This is a genomic window from Occultella kanbiaonis, assembly GCF_009708215.1.
In the GTDB taxonomy this organism is placed as follows: Bacteria; Actinomycetota; Actinomycetes; order Actinomycetales; family Beutenbergiaceae; genus Occultella; species Occultella kanbiaonis.
Genome location: NZ_CP046175.1, coordinates 1,320,795 through 1,337,866, shown reverse-complemented (window position 1 = coordinate 1,337,866; position 17,072 = coordinate 1,320,795). Strand labels below are relative to the sequence as shown.

Annotated in this window: 17 protein-coding genes; 7 read left to right on the top strand and 10 right to left on the bottom strand. The window is 72.9% G+C overall.

Annotated features, from left to right (window positions below; all coding sequences use genetic code 11):
• Positions 1-42 precede the first annotated feature (42 nt).
• Entirely contained in the window at positions 43-519 is a 477-nt protein-coding gene (locus GKS42_RS05925; RefSeq protein ID WP_232847948.1) for a DUF456 domain-containing protein, read from the bottom strand.
• Positions 516-908: a MerR family transcriptional regulator gene (locus tag GKS42_RS05920; RefSeq protein ID WP_154792998.1), complete on the bottom strand. Its 393-nt coding sequence runs from the start codon at positions 906-908 to the stop codon at positions 516-518. The genes GKS42_RS05925 and GKS42_RS05920 overlap by 4 nt, the downstream gene beginning before the upstream one ends.
• Positions 909-984: 76 nt before the next feature.
• On the opposite strand from GKS42_RS05920, the gene GKS42_RS05915 reads away from it, so the two are divergent.
• Positions 985-1,977: an aldo/keto reductase gene (locus GKS42_RS05915; protein ID WP_210769321.1), complete on the top strand. Its 993-nt coding sequence runs from the start codon at positions 985-987 to the stop codon at positions 1,975-1,977.
• Between the two features lie 24 nt (positions 1,978-2,001).
• Here the strand turns inward: GKS42_RS05915 and GKS42_RS05910 are convergent, their stop codons facing one another.
• The 4 genes from GKS42_RS05910 to GKS42_RS05895 are packed head-to-tail and all read right to left on the bottom strand — an operon-like array spanning position 2,002 to position 5,021.
• Positions 2,002-2,349, bottom strand: a complete 348-nt coding sequence (locus GKS42_RS05910) for a hypothetical protein (protein ID WP_154792997.1) — start codon at positions 2,347-2,349, stop codon at positions 2,002-2,004.
• A 46-nt stretch (positions 2,350-2,395) separates the two neighbouring features.
• Positions 2,396-3,043 carry an SDR family oxidoreductase gene (locus GKS42_RS05905; protein ID WP_154792996.1) on the bottom strand — a complete coding sequence of 216 codons (648 nt, stop codon included), beginning with the start codon at positions 3,041-3,043 and terminating at the stop codon, positions 2,396-2,398.
• Positions 3,044-3,090: 47 nt separating this feature from the next.
• Complete coding sequence (locus tag GKS42_RS05900) at positions 3,091-3,741, bottom strand: LuxR C-terminal-related transcriptional regulator (protein WP_154792995.1); 651 nt, start codon at positions 3,739-3,741, stop codon at positions 3,091-3,093.
• Positions 3,738-5,021 carry an ATP-binding protein gene (locus GKS42_RS05895; protein WP_154792994.1) on the bottom strand — a complete coding sequence of 428 codons (1,284 nt, stop codon included), beginning with the start codon at positions 5,019-5,021 and terminating at the stop codon, positions 3,738-3,740. The genes GKS42_RS05900 and GKS42_RS05895 overlap by 4 nt, the downstream gene beginning before the upstream one ends.
• A gap of 194 nt (positions 5,022-5,215) precedes the next feature.
• On the opposite strand from GKS42_RS05895, the gene GKS42_RS26185 reads away from it, so the two are divergent.
• Positions 5,216-6,925, top strand: a complete 1,710-nt coding sequence (locus GKS42_RS26185) for a PspC domain-containing protein (protein WP_210769320.1) — start codon at positions 5,216-5,218, stop codon at positions 6,923-6,925.
• Complete coding sequence (locus tag GKS42_RS05885; RefSeq protein WP_154792993.1) at positions 6,922-7,401, top strand: hypothetical protein; 480 nt, start codon at positions 6,922-6,924, stop codon at positions 7,399-7,401. The genes GKS42_RS26185 and GKS42_RS05885 overlap by 4 nt, the downstream gene beginning before the upstream one ends.
• Positions 7,402-7,485: 84 nt before the next feature.
• Here the strand turns inward: GKS42_RS05885 and GKS42_RS05880 are convergent, their stop codons facing one another.
• Positions 7,486-8,661 (bottom strand): glycosyltransferase family 4 protein, encoded by a 1,176-nt coding sequence (locus GKS42_RS05880; RefSeq protein WP_154792992.1) that lies wholly within the window; start codon positions 8,659-8,661, stop codon positions 7,486-7,488.
• 132 nt (positions 8,662-8,793) lie between these two features.
• Between GKS42_RS05880 and GKS42_RS05875 the strand changes: the two genes are divergently transcribed.
• Positions 8,794-9,570 (top strand): methyltransferase domain-containing protein, encoded by a 777-nt coding sequence (locus GKS42_RS05875; protein ID WP_154792991.1) that lies wholly within the window; start codon positions 8,794-8,796, stop codon positions 9,568-9,570.
• 13 nt (positions 9,571-9,583) lie between these two features.
• On the opposite strand, the gene guaA is transcribed toward GKS42_RS05875, so the two are convergent.
• Positions 9,584-11,158, bottom strand: a complete 1,575-nt coding sequence (guaA, locus tag GKS42_RS05870; protein ID WP_154792990.1) for a glutamine-hydrolyzing GMP synthase — start codon at positions 11,156-11,158, stop codon at positions 9,584-9,586.
• Positions 11,159-11,180: 22 nt separating this feature from the next.
• Positions 11,181-11,573, bottom strand: coding sequence for a DUF3817 domain-containing protein (locus GKS42_RS05865; RefSeq protein WP_154792989.1), 393 nt, complete (start codon positions 11,571-11,573; stop codon positions 11,181-11,183).
• Positions 11,574-11,681: 108 nt separating this feature from the next.
• Here GKS42_RS05865 and GKS42_RS26180 point away from each other — a divergent pair, with 108 nt between their 5' ends.
• From GKS42_RS26180 to GKS42_RS05850, 3 genes are all read left to right on the top strand, one after another.
• The gene (locus tag GKS42_RS26180) at positions 11,682-12,518 is read left to right on the top strand and encodes a hypothetical protein (protein ID WP_210769319.1); all 837 of its coding nucleotides are present in this window, start codon (positions 11,682-11,684) and stop codon (positions 12,516-12,518) included.
• An 81-nt stretch (positions 12,519-12,599) separates the two neighbouring features.
• The gene (locus tag GKS42_RS05855) at positions 12,600-14,402 is read left to right on the top strand and encodes an ABC transporter ATP-binding protein (protein ID WP_232847947.1); all 1,803 of its coding nucleotides are present in this window, start codon (positions 12,600-12,602) and stop codon (positions 14,400-14,402) included.
• A complete protein-coding gene (locus GKS42_RS05850; protein ID WP_154792988.1) occupies positions 14,399-16,132 on the top strand; it encodes an ABC transporter ATP-binding protein in 1,734 nt (577 codons plus the stop codon). Before GKS42_RS05855 ends, GKS42_RS05850 begins: the two co-directional genes overlap by 4 nt.
• Positions 16,133-16,173: 41 nt before the next feature.
• Here the strand turns inward: GKS42_RS05850 and GKS42_RS05845 are convergent, their stop codons facing one another.
• Positions 16,174-17,007 carry an SURF1 family protein gene (locus GKS42_RS05845; RefSeq protein WP_154792987.1) on the bottom strand — a complete coding sequence of 278 codons (834 nt, stop codon included), beginning with the start codon at positions 17,005-17,007 and terminating at the stop codon, positions 16,174-16,176.
• Positions 17,008-17,072 lie beyond the last annotated feature (65 nt).

The window sequence follows — 17,072 nt, the reverse complement described above, 5'->3', positions numbered from 1 at the left end:
CTAGGCGTCACCGCCGACACCGGTGAACGAGGCGTCCACCGCTCAGGTGACGATCAGGCCCACGACCCAGGCGCCGATCGCGACCATCGCGCCGGCGAGCTCCACGAGGATCGTCACACCGGTGGCCCTCAACGCCGACTTCGTGGAGGACCAGGCGGGTGCCAGGTCCCGCAGGCGGATCCACTCGGCGAGGAACACCGCGAGCACGAAGAACAGCGGGAGACCGATCACCGGCACCACGAAGAACCCGACCACGCCGGCGATCCCGCCCCAGATCAGCGTCGAGTTCGGCACCCCGGCCCGCTTCAGCCCGCGTCCGGCGAGCAGGTACTTGCCCACGCCCGCGGCCACCACGGCCAGCGCCCCTATCACGAACACCCACCAGGCGCCGCCGCCGGCGGCGATCGCCCAGATGAGCACGGCCCCGAGCACGATCAGGGAGCCCGGCAGGACCTGGACGACCACGCCGAACAGGCCGACCACCATGATCAGGGCGCAGATGACCTCGAGTGCACTCACCCGGTCAGTGTGCCGGGTCCGGGCGGCGCCTGCTCCTGGACGCCCTCGTAGTAGGCGATCTTGTCCCGCAGGTGCCGCCGCCACTGGCGCAGCTGCGCCAGCTGGTCGGTCACCGCGTCGTCGTGCTGGCGCAGGATCTCCAGGCGCTCGGAGACGGAGCCGTCGTTGACGGTGAGGTCGGCGTACCGCTGCATCTGGGCGATCGGCATCCCGGTGTCACGCAGGCAGCGCAGGATCTCCAACCACTCCAGGTCCCGGTCGGTGAACACGCGCCGCCCGCTGCTGTCGCGGGCGATGTCGTAGAGCAGCCCGACCCGTTCGTAGTAGCGCAGGGTCCCGATGCTGAATCCGCTGCGAGCCTCGGTCTCGGCAGGTGTGTAGGTAGCCACCGGTCCATCGTGCGCCGCGGGAGGCCGTCGATCAAGGGCTTGACCTATAGCGCGCTACAGGTCAGAGAGTGGCTCCATGACACCCACGACACCGACCACCGTGCCCCCGACCCCACCCGAGCGCACCGAGCCTAACGTCGCTCTCGGCGCCATGTTGTTCGGGACCACCATCGACGAGCCCACCTCCTTCGAGATCCTGGACGCCTACGTGGACGCCGGCGGCGTCTGGATCGACACCGCCGACTGCTACGCGTTCTGGGCCGACCCGAGCGGGTACGGCGGTCAGAGCGAGGACCTCCTCGGGCGGTGGCTCGCCGCCCGCCCGGGCGTCCGGGACCGGGTCCGGATCGCGACGAAGGTCGGGTGCGAGTGCCTCACGCCGAACAGCTGGCCCGAGGTCTCCGAGGGACTCGCCCCCGAGGTCGTCCGGGACGTCGCCGAGCAGAGCCTGCGCCGGATGGGCATCGAGCACATCGACCTGTACTGGGCCCACCGCGACGACCGGGACGTGGCCCAGGCGGACAACGTCGCCGCCTTCGGTTCCCTGGTCACCGAGGGCAAGGTCGGTCGGCTCGGGCACTCGAACACCGCCCTGTGGCGCACCGAACGCGCCCGCGGCATCGCTGCCGGGCTCGGCATCGCCGGACCGACCGCCCTGCAACTGCGCTACAGCTACCTGCAGCCGCGGCCGATGGTGCGTGGCCGGGACCACGACCACCGGTTCGGGTGGGTCACCGACGAGGACCTCGACTACGCGGCGTCCGATCCGGACGTGGACATCTGGGGCTACCGCCCGCTGATCGCCGGTACCTACGAACGGGCGGACCGGCCGGTCTCCGAGGCCTTCGAGCACGTGGGGACCACGCGCCGGCTGGAGGCGCTGGCGGAGGTGGCCGACGCCGTCGGGCACTCGCGCAGCGAGGTGGTGCTCGCCTGGATGACCGGCGGGGTCCCGGCGATCACCCCGGTGATCGGGGTGAGCAACCTCGATCAACTGGCGACGGCGATGACCGGCGTGGCCCTGCACCTGCCGACCGAGCTCCGGAGCCGCCTGGAAGAGGCGTGGTGAGCCCGTGCCGGGCGGGCGTGCGGCTCAGCTCCAGAGCACCGCGATCGCGATGTTGACGACGGTGAGGCCGGCGATCCCGCCGAGGTAGCCCTTGGTGACCTTCTCGGAGTTCCGGGAACCGTAGATCACGAGCCCGGTCACCACCAGGGCGATGACGAGCTTCACGCCGATCTTGATGTTGTTCGGGTCATGTCCCGCGACGCCGGCGGAGGCCAGGCCGACCATCAGGATGCCGGTGATCAGGGCGGTGAGGATGCCGTGCACGGTGCCCTTGTACAGCGTCGCCGACTTGAGGCCGGCGAGGCTGCCGCCGAGCACGATGGCCCAGCCGATCAGGTGCAGGACGAGCAGGATCCCAAAGACGATGTCCATGATGCTGACACTACGTCAGAACGGTGCCACCGGGCCAATCGCCGGCTCAGGCCAGGGCCGCGAGCGCCTGCGGGATCGGCGTGGCGCCCCCGGTGAAGCCGACGAACCGGCCGATCGTGCGGGAGTCGTCGAGGGCGACCGCGACCACCCGGGCGACATCCTCACGCGGGACACCGCCGGTGTCGGTGTCCACGGCGATGTTCCCGGTCCCCGGATCGTCGGTGAGCGCACCCGGCGCGACGATCGTCCAGTCCAGCGCGGTGCCGCGCAGGTGCTCGTCGGCGGCGGCCTTCGCCTCGGCGTAGGCGAAGAAGCCGGAGCCCTCGGGCACGCCGTGATCGAGGCGCGCGCCCTGGTAGGAGACCATCACGTAACGCAGCACGCCGACCAGTTGGGCCGCATCCATCGAGCGGATCGCCGCATCACGGTCGACGGCGTAGGTCCGGGCCGGGTCGCCACCGCCGGCTCCGGCGGACCACACCACGGCGTCGTGACCGGCGAGGTACTCGGAGATCTGCGTGGCGGACAGGTTCTCCACGTCGGCGACCACCGCCGTCGCCCCGGTCGCCTCGACGTCCGTCGCATGGTCGGGGTTGCGGATCAGCGAACTGACCCGGTGCCCGTCCTGGACCAGGATCCGGCTCAGGTGCAGCGCGACCTTGCCGTGGCCGCCGATGATCGCGATGAGGGACATGTTCCTGCCTTCGTCTGGGGTTCTGGCCGGGCGCGGTGACGGGCCCGCTACAGCAACCTTCGCACGGCGGCCCAGCGGGTCAACTCGTGCCGGGACGAGAGTTGCAGCTTGCGCAGCACGGCGGAGACGTGCGTCTCGACGGTCTTGATGGAGATGAACAGCTCGCCGGCGACCTCCCGGTAGGTGTACCCGCGGGCGATCAGGCGCATCACCTCCTGCTCGCGTGCGGACAACCGGTCCAGCTCGTCGTCGGTGACGGCGACGTCCGCGGCGGCGGTACCGAACGCGTCCAGCACGAACCCGGCCAGGCGCGGTGAGAACACCGCATCCCCGGAGGCCACCCGACGCACCGCATCGGACAGGTCCGCCCCGTTGATCGCCTTGGTCACATACCCGCGCGCACCGGCCCGGATCACCGAGACGACGTCCTCACTGGCGTCCGAGACCGACAGCGCCAGGAATGTGACGTCGCCCAGCACGTCGGCGCACCCGGCCAGCACCTCCGCCCCACCCCCGCCCTGCCCACCGGGCAGGTGCACGTCCAGCAGCACGACGTCGGGCCTGAGCGAGTGCACCACCGAGATCGCGGACGGGACGTCGTCCGCCTCGCCGACGACCTCGAGGTCGTCGGTGAGCTCGGACCGAACACCCGCCCGGATCATCCGGTGATCGTCGACGAGTACCAGTCGCAGGGTCATGTCTCTTCGCCTCCATCGCTGCGGGGCATCCTCAGGTGGATCTCGGTGCCCCGCGTGGCATCACTTCGGATCGTCGCGCTGCCGCCGTGCCGGCGCATCCGGTCAAGGATCGAGTCCCGCACCCCGTGCCGGTCCTCGGGCACGGCGGCCAGGTCGAAGCCGTCGCCGCGGTCCCGTACGAACACGTCCACGCTCTCGGCGCCGATCTCCACGTACAGCGAGATCGGTGGCAGGCCGTGGGCGACGGCGTTGGCGAGGGCTTCGCGGGTAGCCGCAGCCAGCGGCGTGGTGCCGTCGTCTGGCCGGGCGTCGCCGGCCGTGACCACGTCGATCGGGACGCCACGGGCGTCCTCCACCTCCGCCGCGACCTGGCGCACCATGGCCGCGACCGAGTCGCCGACCTCGGGCCGGTCGGAGTACAGCCAGTCCCGCAGTTCCCGCTCCTGCGCGCGGGCCAGGCGCCGCACGTACTGCGGGTCGTCGGCGCGGGAACGGATCAGGGACAGGGTCTGCAGGACGGAGTCGTGCAGGTGGGCGGCGATGTCCGCACGCTCCGCCTCGCGTGCCCGCGCGGCGCGTTCGGCGACGAGCTCACGCCATAGGCGCAGGCCGAGTGGAGCGAGCACGACGGCGGCCCCGGCCAGGATCGCGATGCCCGCGACCGCGCCGCGGAGCACCTCGGGGAACGTCTGCCCCTGGCCGACCAGCATCAGGACACCGACCAGCGCGAGCGCGAGGCCGCCGCCGACGCGCAGCACCACGGTGGACTTGCGAGCGGGCTCCCCCGCCTGGCGCTGCCGCTCGACGGCGCCGAGCTGGCTCCACGCGAGTGCGGCGCCACCGAGCAGGACCAGGACCGGCAGGATCCAGGTCGAGGCGACGTCGAGGTCCGCACGGGTGGCGAGCAGGGAGCCCGCCACGACGATGAGGACGACCGCGAGCACCACGTCCCCGATAGGCCGGGCAGCGGTGCGCGAGCGGAGCCTTGGCACGAGGCGGCTGAGCCGGGTGGGCCGGGCCTGGGCAGCCTCCTCCTGCGGGTCCCCGGTCGGGACGGTGAGCAGGAACCAGACGTAGAGCGCGACCCCGGCGCCGAGGAACAGGCTGAGGACGACGAACGCGATCCGTACCCAGCGCACGTCGACGCCCAGGTGCGCGGCCAGGCCGGCGCAGACTCCACCGAAGACGCGGCCCTCCCGGATCCGGCGCAGCGGAACGTGGCCCGTGGACCGCCAGGGCGGGGTCCAGGGCCGGCTCACGCGGACGTCGGGATGACTCACCTCGCCATCGTGGCACGCCCTGGCGAGGGCTGGGCGTCCGGAAGCCCGATCCAGGGCGGAATCAGGGGCTCCGGGCGCCGATATCAGGGGATCCCCCGATCACGGTGTGCACGTCGGACGCGCAGGTGGATCAGGGACGGTTCAGGGTCATACCCGATGGTCGGCGGCGGGTGGGCGGGAGTTGACTTGGGGCCATGAGCACAGACAACTTCGCCGGCCCCCCGCCGGCACCACCGGCACCGGGGCAGTCGAGCACCGATGCCTTCTTCGACTCGCTCCGGCGCACCCGGATGCCCCGGACCACGGACCGGTGGATCGGTGGCGTGGCCGCCGGCGTCGCGCGGCGCCTGAACATCGACCCGCTGATCGTGCGCGGCGTGCTGGTCGTCATGACCCTGTTCGGTGGCCTGGGCCTGTTCCTGTACGGGATCGGCTGGGCGCTGCTCCCGGAGGAGACCGACGGCCGGATCCACCTCCAGGAGGCGATCCGGGGCCGGTTCGACGCCGCCCTCGCCGGGGCGATCGCGTTCGCGCTGGTGGGCGCATCCCGGCTCGGGTTCTGGTGGGACAACATGTGGTGGGGCGGCGAGTTCTTCGGCACCATCCTGGTGCTCGGGGCGATCGCCCTGGTGATCTGGCTGATCGTCGTCGCGCAGCGCAACGGCAAGGGCCGCGCGCCTCGGCCGCCGAGTCAGCCGGCCGCAGGTGCGGCGCCGGTGCCTCCGATGCCCGGGCCTGCAACCGGCCCGACGACCGGGGCGCCGACGACCTGGCCCTCGACGACCGGGCCGACGAACCCGGTCAGCGGTGCAACTGGTCAGACCGCGGACTACGGCCCGTCCACCTGGGCGAACGCCGCCGCGCCGTCCCAGACGCAGTCCGTGACCGGGGCTAGCCAGGTCGGCGAGGACGACCCGGTGTCCGGCGGGAGCGGCCCGACGCTCGGTGCAACCGGCACGGCGTTCGGGGCAGGCGAGCCCGGCCCGGTCGCCGGCACCGGAACCGACCAGGGCTCAGCGGCGGGCGCGAGCCCGGCCGGCTGGTCCGGCCGCGTCCAGCCGACGTACGCCGCGGCCACCGGAGGAAACTCCGCGACCTACGGATCGCCGTCGGGCCCCGACCACCCGGTCGTCCCGGCAGCCGCCTGGACCCCGACTCCCCCGCCCCGGCGTGCCCCGGTGCCCGCCAGGCCCCCGACCCCCGGTCCCGGCAAGGCCCTGACCCGCATCGTGTTCGGCCTGTCGCTCGTGACGATCGCCGCGTTGTGGCTGCTCGACTACGTGGGCGGCGTGGCCGTCGGTGGCTGGCTGACCGGCGTCGGCGTCGTGCTCGTCCTGTTCGGGATCGGCGTCCTGGTCGCGGGCCTGCTCGGGCGCCGGTCCGGTGTGATCGGCGGCCTCGCGGTCCTGATCGCGCTGGTCGGGGTGCCCTGGGCCGCGGTGGAGGGATCGACGAACTTCGGCGACTTCGCCTGGACCGAGTCCGGTAGCTACGGCGACGCACGCTGGGTCCCCCAGGACGCGGCGCAGCTCGAGGGTGGCTTCGACGACATCGCGGGTGGCGAGGTGACCGTCGACCTCACCGAGCTCGAAGGCAGCGTCCGGCTCGACGAACCGGTGCACCTCGGCCTCGGCGCCGGCCAGCTCAATCTCCGCGTTCCCGAGGGGATGTCGGTGCAGATCCAGGCGCAGGTCCTCGGCGAGGTCGTCGCCCGGACCAGCGACGGCTGGGAGGGCGGCTTCGCCGACGACCCGGCCAGGCCCATCGAGAACAACCAGTGGCGAACCAGCCCGAGCCGCGGGGTCGTCCTGATCTCGCCCGTCGGCCAGGTCGGCGAGCCCGACCTGACCATCGTGATCGACGCCGGAGTCGGCGAGATCCGGATCATCGAGGAGTCCGCATGACCGAGAACCGCAACCACGCCGAGTCGCCGGCCGAGCCCGGGTCGCCCACGGAGGCGCTCGGATCGACCGGATCGGACACCACCGCGGACCACAACCGCCCGAGCATCATGGAGGCCGCGAACATGCTGGAGGCCGAGACGAGGACGGCAGCCGAGACGTCCGACGCCGGGTCGCCGTCCTGGTACGAGGAGTCCCTTCGGGACGAGGCCGCGCTGAGGTCCGAGCCGGCCCCGGTGCCGTCCGTTGCATCGCAGCCGCCGGCCGCCGGGTACTCTCCCGGCGCCCCGGCACCGCGGGAGCGGACCCGGGTGGGCACCATCGTGTGGGGGCTCGTGCTCGTCCTGCTCGGCGTCGCGGTGGTCGCGATCGGGCTCGGGTTCGAGCTCGACCTCGAGGTCTTCCTCATCGGCCTGCTCGGCATCGCCGGAGTCGGCCTGCTGGTCGGCACCGCGATCTCGGCGCTGCGCGGGCGCTGACCCGCCGGTCCGACCGTCAACGGGGCGGTTCCGACGCACCGGGTGCCTCGGAACCGCCCCGGAACACGTCCGAGGAGTGACTGTTCAGATCAGCCGTCGGGCGCGGGCGTAGAGCTCGTCCGCGCGGGCCAGCACGTCGGGCCAGCCCACCGCCGGCGCCACCCGCGCGTTGTGCTCGCGGATCCGCACCAGCAGGTGCGGATCCGTGGCCAGTTCCACGAGGGCCTCGGTGAGTCCGGTGTCCCCGGTGCGAAGCAACCCGTCGACGCCGTCCGTGACGAACTCACCGATGCCGGTGCCGGCGTTCGCGACCACGGCGAGCCCGGCGGCACGGGCCTCCAGGGGTGCGATCCCGAACGCCTCGAGCCGCGCCGGGGCGACGAACACGTCCTGGTCCCGGTACAGCGTCGGGAGCACGTCCCGCGGCACCCGGCCCAGCAGCGTGACCACGTCCTCGAGCCCGGCGGCGGCGATCTCGGCCCGGACGGCCGCCTCGGCAGGTCCGCTGCCGGCGATGCTGAGCCGGATCCTCGGCCGCCCGCGCTCGTCGCGACCCAGCCGCTCGGCCGCGGCGCCGACGAGCTGCACGAGCGGGACCGCGCGCTTGCGGGGTGCGAGCCGCTGGGTCGCCACGACCCGGAGCAGCCCCGGTTCGGGCGCTGCGACCGGGGCGGCCGCGGCGGCCCGCCAGGGCGAGAGGTCCAGGCCGTTCGGCAGCACGGTGACGTCGTCGCGGCGCAGAGCGTGCGCCACCCGCTCGGCGGCCACCGTGCTGACCGCGCTCGGCGCGAGTCGCGCCTCGTCCCAGCCGCCGGCCCGGGCGCCGAGCCGGACCGCCGGCTCCACGCCGTCGAGCATGCAGTGCCAGGTGATGGCCAGCGGCAGGCCGAGGTCGCGGGCCGCGCGGGCGCCGTCGAACGCGAACGGGCTGACCACGCCCGCATGCACGTGCACCACGTCCGGCTGCAGGATCTCCAGCGCCCGGCGCACCAGCGCGCGCCCGTTCGGGTGGACCGGCAGCCCGAACGTGACCGGTGAGGCGATCCGGTGCACCCGCACCCCGTGCGCCTGCGTGGTGGTGGTCCGGTAGCGGCTGCGGCCACCTTCGCGCACCTCGACGGCGTCCGCGGCCAACGCGGTCGCGGTCAGCACGTGCACCGCGTGACCGGCGGCGCCCTGGTGGTTGGCGAGATCCTCGACCTGGGACTCGATGCCGCCGACGCGCGGCGCATAGCAATCGGAGACGTGGACGATCCGCACGCCCCACTGTAACCAGCGCCCGGCCGCGCGGGCCTGGAGACACGGCCTCGCGCGCCAGGGCTGGCCATCGGGACCGTCACGAGTTATCTTGACATCGAGATAATTATCTTGACGTCGAGAGATCGGACACAGATGACGACCTGGGACCCCGCCACCTACCTCGCCTACGCCGACGAGCGCTCGCGCCCGTTCCTCGACCTGCTCGCCCGGGTCGACGGCGACCCGGCCACCATCACCGATCTCGGCTGCGGCCCTGGCCACCTGATGGCCCCGCTGCGGGCGCGCTGGCCGCACGCGGCGATCGTGGGTGTGGACTCCAGTCCCGAGATGATCGAGCGGGCGCGCGCCGAGCACGCCGCCGACGGCGTCACGTACGTCTGCGCCGACCTCACCGCGTGGGAGCCGGCGACGCCCGTGGACCTGCTCGTCTCGAACGCGACGCTGCAGTGGGTGCCGGGCCACCTCGAGATCCTCCCCCGGCTCGCGGGCGCCGTCACGCCGGGCGGCACGCTGGCGTTCGCGGTGCCGGGCAACTTCGACGAGCCGAGCCACGTGCTGCTGCGGGACCTCGCGGGGCGAGCGCCCTACGCGGCACACACGGACGCCGTCGTCCATCCCTCCTCGCACGACGGCTCCACCTACCTGGCGGCGCTGGCCGCGGCGTCTGCCGCCCAGTGGCGCGTGGACGCCTGGGAGACCACCTACCTGCATGTGCTCCACGGCGAGGATCCGGTGCTTCGATGGATCCTCGGCACCGGCGCGCGCCCGGTGGTCCAGGCGCTGCCCGAGGACCTGCGCGCACGGTTCATCGCCGAGTACGCGGCGTTGCTGCGCGTGGCCTACCCGGCCCGCCCGTACGGCACGGTGCTGCCGTTCCGGCGCGTGTTCGTGGTCGCCACCCGCACCTGAGCCGGCCGGGCCCTCACTCCCACTCGATGGTGCCCGGTGGCTTGCTGGTCACGTCCAGCACCACCCGGTTCACTTCGGCCACCTCGTTCGTGATCCGGGTCGAGATCTTCGCCAGCACGTCGTACGGGAGGCGGGTCCAGTCCGCGGTCATGGCGTCCTCGGAGGACACCGGCCGGAGCACGATCGGGTGGCCGTAGGTGCGGCCGTCGCCCTGCACGCCCACCGAGCGCACGTCCGCCAGGAGCACCACGGGGCACTGCCAGATCTCGCGGTCCAAGCCAGCTGCGGTGAGTTCCTCCCGCGCGATCGCGTCCGCCGTGCGCAGCGTCTCGAGGCGCTCCGCGGTGATGTCCCCGACGATCCGGATGCCAAGGCCGGGGCCCGGGAACGGCTGGCGCCAGACGATCGTCTCGGGCACCCCGAGCTCCAGGCCGACCGCGCGCACCTCGTCCTTGAACAGGGCCCGCAGCGGCTCGATCAGTGCGAACTGCAGGTCATCGGGCAGCCCGCCGACGTTGTGGTGGGACTTGATGTTCGCGGCGCCCTCGCCGCCACCGGACTCGACCACGTCCGGGTAGAGGGTGCCCTGCACGAGGAACTTCACGTCCTCGCCGTGCGCGCCGGCCTCGGCGACCACCTCGCGGGCGGCGTCCTCGAAGACGCGGATGAACTCCCGGCCGATGATCTTGCGCTTGGTCTCCGGGTCGCTGACGCCCGCGAGCGCGTCGAGGAACCGCTGCTTGGCGTCGACGACCTTGAGCCGGACCCCGGTCGAGGCCACGAAGTCGGTCTCGACCTGCTCGGCCTCACCGGCGCGCAGCAGGCCGTGGTCGACAAACACGCAGGTGAGCTGGTCGCCGATCGCGCGCTGCACGAGCGCCGCCGCCACCGAGGAGTCGACACCGCCGGACAGCGCGCAGATCACCCGAGCGTCGCCGACCTGCTCGCGGATCGCGGCCACCTGGTCCGCGATGACGTTGCCGGGCGTCCAGTCCCCGGCCAGCCCCGCGCCGTCGTACAGGAAGTTCTCCAGCGCCTTCTGGCCGAACTCGGAGTGCTTGACCTCGGGGTGCCACTGCACCCCGAAGAGCCGGCGGCCGCGGTCCTCGAACGCGGCGACCGGGGATCCCGGTGAGGTCGCGAGCACGTCGAAGCCGGCCGGCGCCTCGTGCACGGCGTCCCCGTGGGACATCCACGTGGTCTGCTCCGTGGGCGACCCGGCCAGCAGCGTGCCCTCGGAGTCCACCCGCACCGGGGTGCCGCCGTACTCACGCGCACCGGTGTGCGCGACCGTGCCGCCGAGCGCGGCGGCCATCGCCTGGAAGCCGTAGCAGATCCCGAACACGGGCACGCCGGCGTCGAACAGTGCGGGGTCCACGGCCGGCGCGCCGTCGGCGTAGACCGACGCAGGTCCGCCGGAGAGCACGATCGCGGCCGGGTCCTTGGCCAGGATCGCGTCCACGCTCATCGTGTGCGGGACGATCTCGGAGTAGACCTTCGCCTCGCGCACCCGGCGGGCGATCAGCTGGGCGTACTGGGCCCCGAAATCGACGACGAGGACGGGCCGGTGCGGGGTGGGGGCGCTCACAGCACCCAAGGATACGGCCCGGTCACGGCGTCTCGGCGCGCGCGGCCAGCGTCTCGTCGACCCAGTCGCGGGCCTTGCCCTCCATGACGAACGACAGCACCGGCACCACGCCACCGGCGATCAGCGCCGCGATCCGGCCGAAGCTCCAGCGCATCCGGCTCCACAGGTCGAACACGGTCACCGCGTACACCACGTAGATCCAGCCGTGCACGAACGCGATCCAGGAGCCGATCACCGGGTTCGCACTGCCCGTCGCGTCGACGCCGTTCACCTGCACGATGTACTTGAGCACCATCTCCAGGCAGAGCAGCAGGAGCATGCCGCCGGTGACGAACGCCATGATCCGGTAGCGGGTGAACGCGCCGCGGTCCTTCATGTCCCGGGCGTCGGCGTTGGTCGCATTCGTGTCCGTCATGGGGCCATTGTCGCCCGTCTGGCCCGGTGCGGAAAAACCCGTGGGCCGTGCCCGACGGCGGTCGGCCCCTGCGCCGGTCGGTAACCTGTGCGCGGAGAGGGGTGGGTGATGACCCGACGGCGGTGGCTGCTCGTGGCGGCTGTGCTCGCCGTGGTGGTCGTGATCGTGGTGCTCGCGACCCGTGCTGGTGGTGCGTCCGCCGAGCGCGCGGAGTCGATCACGCAGTGGGACGCCGACCTGCGGTCGTGGGAGCAGGAGCGGCTCGCGCAGTTCGGGCCCGACGGCGTCCTGGTGCCGACGGCGCAACCGCTCAGTGCCGTGGTGCTCGGGTTCGCGGACACTCCGGTGCTGGCCGGGCAGGAGCCCGGCGAGTCGCTCGATACGGTGAACGCGGCCTGCACGGCGCAGACGTCCTTCCCGGAGGCGGTGCGGGGCGTGCCGGCGCCGCCGGCCGCGCCGGCCGGCCTTGACCTCGAGCACCCGGACGCGCAGGAGGTCGTGGCCCGGTTCGAGGCGGACCGGGCGGCCCTCGCCACGTTCGTCGGAGCCGTCGGCACGGACGAGCCGCAGGTGCGGCAGTTCTGCGGCACCTACGCGGTGCTGGTCGCCGCGCATGCGAACGCGGCCACGACCGGCCCGGCGGAGGCGAACCTCCAGCTCGCGGACACGCTCGCGACGCAGTGCTACCTGCCCGGTTGGGAGCCGGTGTGCGCGGCCGGCACCGACTCGGCGCGGGACGTGGCCGCGGCTCAGGCCACTGGTGACTCGGCCGCGACCGACGCGGCCGCAGCGGCAGCCGACGCCGCTCACGCGCAGGCCGCGACCGCCGTCGGGCTCGGTGCCGACCGGACCGCTACGGCGGCCGAGCTGATCGCGGTACTGACGACCTGGGACGCCAATACGAGCGCCGCCGTCACGGCATTCACGGGCGCGCTCGGCGACTGAGCCGCGGCCGCTGCGCCGCAGTGGCGCACACCACTGAAATCAGTTGGATCGGCGCGGGTGCGAGGCATACCGTTGCCTCTCGTGCGTCCACTCCCCGAGGCCGATCCCGGCCGCCCTCCGCTGACCTCCGCCGGCGCCTTCATGTGGTGGCAGACGAAGCGCCAGTGGGGCGTGCTCGTCGGCGCCGTCATCGTCGGCATCATCGGCGCCGTCTGCCAGGCTGCGGTGCCGTTCGTGCTCGGCCGCGCCATCGACGGCGGCCTCGAGCACGGTCTGTCTCCCTCGCTGCTGCGGTGGTGCCTGATCCTGGCCGGCATCGGCGCGGTCTCGTTGTTCACCGGGGCGTTCGGGCACCGGCTCGACGTGGTCAACTGGCTGCGCGCGTCCCTGAACACGAGCCAGCTGATCGGCCACCACGTGGCCAGCACCGGCTCGGCCATCACCCGGGAGCTACCCACCGGTGAGGTGGTCGCCACGGTGGCCTCGGACGCACTGCGCCTCGGTGAGATCTACGCCCAGGCGGCCCGCCTGCTCGGCGGGATCGTCACCTACGTCCTGGTCGCCGTCGTGCTCCTGCAGAGCTCGGTCTCACTCGGGGTGGCCGTGCTCATCGGCCTGCCCGTGGTCGCCGCCGTCCTCGCCCTCCTGGTCCGCCCCCTGCAGCGACGCCAGGCGATCCAGCGTGAGGCCGCCGGTCGGCTGACCACGCTCGGCGCGGACACGGTGTCCGGCCTGCGGATCCTGCGTGGCATCGGCGGCGAGGAGGTCTTCGCGGGCCGCTACCGCGAGCAGTCCCAGAAGGTCCGGGCCGCGGGCACCGCCGTCGCGCAGACGCAGTCAACGCTGGACGCCCTGCAGACGCTGCTACCCGGGCTGTTCCTCGCAGGGGTGGTCTGGTACGGCGCCCACCTGGCGCTCGCCGGGGAGATCACGCCCGGCCAGCTGGTCACGTTCTACGGCTATGCCGCGTACCTGACCCAGCCGTTGCGCGCCGCGACCCAGGCCGTGCAGTCCGGGACCCGGGCGGTGGTCGCGAGCCGCAAGATCATCAAGGTCCTCCAGGTCACCCATGACGTCCCGGACACCGGCACCGCGGCGGCCCCGCCCGCCGGGTCCGAACTGGTGGACGCCGATTCCGGCTTGGTCGCCCACCCGGGCCAGCTCCTCGCCGTGGTGAGCGCAGACCCGGACACCTCCGCCGAGATCCTGGCCAGGATGGCCCGGCAACATGACCGGGTCCCTGCCGCCGATCGGGCCGAGACGGCCGATCAGGCCGGTCGGGCCGAGACGGCCGGCGAGGTGCGCTGGGGCGAGCGGCTCCTCACCGACGTGCCGCTGGCACAGGTGCGCGAGCGGATCGTGCTCAGTGAGGCCACCCCTGCCCTGTTCACCGGTCCCCTGACCGAGGAGCTCGACACCCGCGAGCGCGCGGACCGTGCCGACCTCGAGGCCGCGCTCGCGACGTCCGACGCCGGCGACGTCCTCGACTCCATCCCCGAGGGCCTCGACGGCACCATGACGGAGAAGGGCCGGTCCCTGTCCGGCGGGCAGCGCCAGCGCGTCTCGCTGGCCCGGGCGCTGCTCACCGAGGCCGAGATCCTGCTCCTGGTGGAACCCACCAGCGCCGTTGACGCGCACACCGAGGCACGCATCGCGGCGAACCTGACCCGCGCCCGCGCCGGCCGCACCACCGTGGTGGTCTCGGCCAGCCCGCTCGTGCTCGACCAGGTCGACGAGGTCGCGTTCGTGGCCGACGGCCGGGTCGAGGTCCGCGGCGGCCACCGCGACCTGCTCGAGCTGGCCGAGGCCGGGCACCCCGGTGCGCTCGCCTACCGCAACGTCGTCAGCCGCGCCACGGCAGAACAGGAGGAGGTGGCCCGATGAAGCTCCCCATCGCTGACACCGCAACCATGCGGGCCATGACCGGCGACCTGCTGCGCCGCTACCGAGGTGAGCTGACCGGCGTCGTCGGGCTGCACACCCTGTCCGCCGTCGCGGGGCTGCTCGGGCCGTGGCTGCTCGGGATGATGGTCGACGGCGTGATCGGCGGCACCACCGCCGGTGCGCTGAACAGCATGGTCGCCATCCTCGTGGCGGCCGTCCTCGCCCAGACCGTGCTCACCAAGTTCGCGCAGCGCTCCTCGATGCTGCTCGGCGAGAAGGTGTTCGCCGGGCTGCGCGAGGAGTTCATCTCCCACGTCACGACGCTCCCGTTGTCCACGGTGGAACGCGCCGGGACCGGGGACCTGGTGGCGCGCACCACGAACGACATCGACCGGGTCCAGCACACGGTGCGGTTCGGCGTGCCCCGCGTGCTCGTCTGCATCATCACGATCGTGCTCACGGTGGTCGCGGCGGTCATGGCGAACTGGCTCGTCGCCCTGGCCATGTTCGCCGGCGCCCCGATCCTGATCGTGGTGACCCGGTGGTACCTGCGCCGGGCCACGAAGGGGTACCTGCGCGAGTCCGCGTCCTACGCCCGGATCAACGGCACCATCACCGAGTCGGTGGAGGGTGCCAGCACGGTGGACGCGTTGTCCCTTGGCCGGCGGCGCCGCAAGCGGATCGACGCCGACATCTCCGAGGCGTTCCAGGCCGAGAAGTACACGTTGTACCTGCGCACCGTGCTGTTCCCGGGGCTGGACGCGGCCTTCATCCTGCCGATCATCGCGGTGCTGCTCTGGGGCGCGTACCTGATCTCGACCGGTCAGGCCGGGGTCGGTGCGGTGACCACGATCGCCCTGTACGCGGTGCAGGTGATGGGCCCCGTCGACGAGCTGATCTTCTGGATCGACGAGATCCAGGTGGGCGCCACGTCCCTGTCCCGGATCTTCGGGGTCTCCCTCGTGAAGACGGACCGGGAGGCCAGCGGTGCGCGGCCGAGCGGCGAGGAGATCGAGGCACGGGACCTCCACTACGCCTACCGCGAGGGTCACAACGTGCTGCACGGCATCGACCTGGACCTGAAGGTCGGCGAACGCCTGGCGGTGGTCGGCCCCTCGGGTGCGGGCAAGTCCACGCTCGGGCGGATGCTCGCCGGGATCCACCCGCCCACCGCCGGGACGGTCACGGTCGGGCAGGTCCCGCTCGTCGACCTGCCGCTGGAGGAGCTGCGTTCGCAGGTCGCCCTGGTGACGCAGGAACACCACGTGTTCGTGGGGACGCTCGCCCAGAACCTGCGCCTGGCCAAGGTCGAGGCCGACGACGGCGAACTCACCAGAGCGCTGGACGCCGTCGATGCCCTCGGCTGGGTGCGGGCGCTGCCCGAGGGTCTGGAGACCGAGGTCGGCTCGGGCGGGGCGAAGCTGACCCCGGCACAGGCCCAGCAGGTCGCGCTCGCGCGCCTGGTCCTCCTCGACCCGCACACGCTGGTCCTCGATGAGGCGACGTCACTGCTCGACCCGCGCGCGGCCAGGCACCTCGAGCAGTCGCTGAACGCGGTCCTGGCCGGCCGCACCGTGGTGGCGATCGCGCACCGCCTGCACACGGCGCACGACGCCGACCGCGTGGCCGTGGTCGACGGTGGCCGGATCTCCGAGATCGGCCCGCACGACGAGCTGGTCGCGGCCGACGGCGAGTACGCCGCGCTCTGGCACTCCTGGCAGCAGGAGTAGCCCCGCCCGCGCCGACCCACGGCGCGGGTGGGGGCGCGGGGTCAGGTGGTTCCGATGACCTCGGACTCGGTGCCGGCGGGGCTCTCGCCGCGTTCGGCGCGGAGGTGGCGGACCTCGTCGCGGACCATCCGCCACCAGAGCACCAGGGCGAAGCCGCCGAAGATCCACCACTCGGCCGCGTACGCGAGGTTCTGGATGTTCAATCCGCCGCCCTCGATCACCGGGGCTCCGTACGGCCGCAGGTCCGCCCCGGCGGCGGGCTCCTGGACCTCCAGGACGAACTGCCCGGAGAAGATCGGTGTGCCCCACACGTTCGCGAGGGCCGCCGGACTGACGGCCTCGATCTCGTCGCCGGTCGCAGCCCCGACGGCGATGCCCGCCTGGGCCGGGTCCGGTCCACCGAGGTAGCCGGTCAGCTCGACCGGCCCGCTCGGCACGTCGAGGTGGGCGGCGTCGGGCTCGCTCACCCAGCCGCGCACCACCGGCAGGATGGCGGGCGCGGCGCCGTCACCGGCTTCGACCCGGAGCGCGGTCACCACCAGGTAGCCGGTCTGCCCGTCCAGCTCGCGGTCGGGGACGAGGAACTGATCCTCGGGGAGATAGGTGCCGGTGACGGTGACCCGCTGACCCACCATCGTCTGGGTGAACGGTGTCTGCGGCGCGACCACGGTCTCCATCGGCACCGGGGGCGCGCTCTCGCGCTCGGCGGCCTCGACGGCGGCGGCCTGGTCACCCCGGATCTGGGCGCGGTCCAGCTGCCAGGCGCCGAGCCGGATGCACAGCAGCGCACCCGCCACGAGCAGCACGAAGATGCCGATCAGGCGGGGGCGGGTGGCCGCCCGCAGCCAGTCGGAGAACCCAGCGGACGCGTGCACCCATCCAGGTTACGCGTCGCGCCGGGGTGTCCCGGCCGGTGCACGCCCCGCCGGTCCCCACCTGG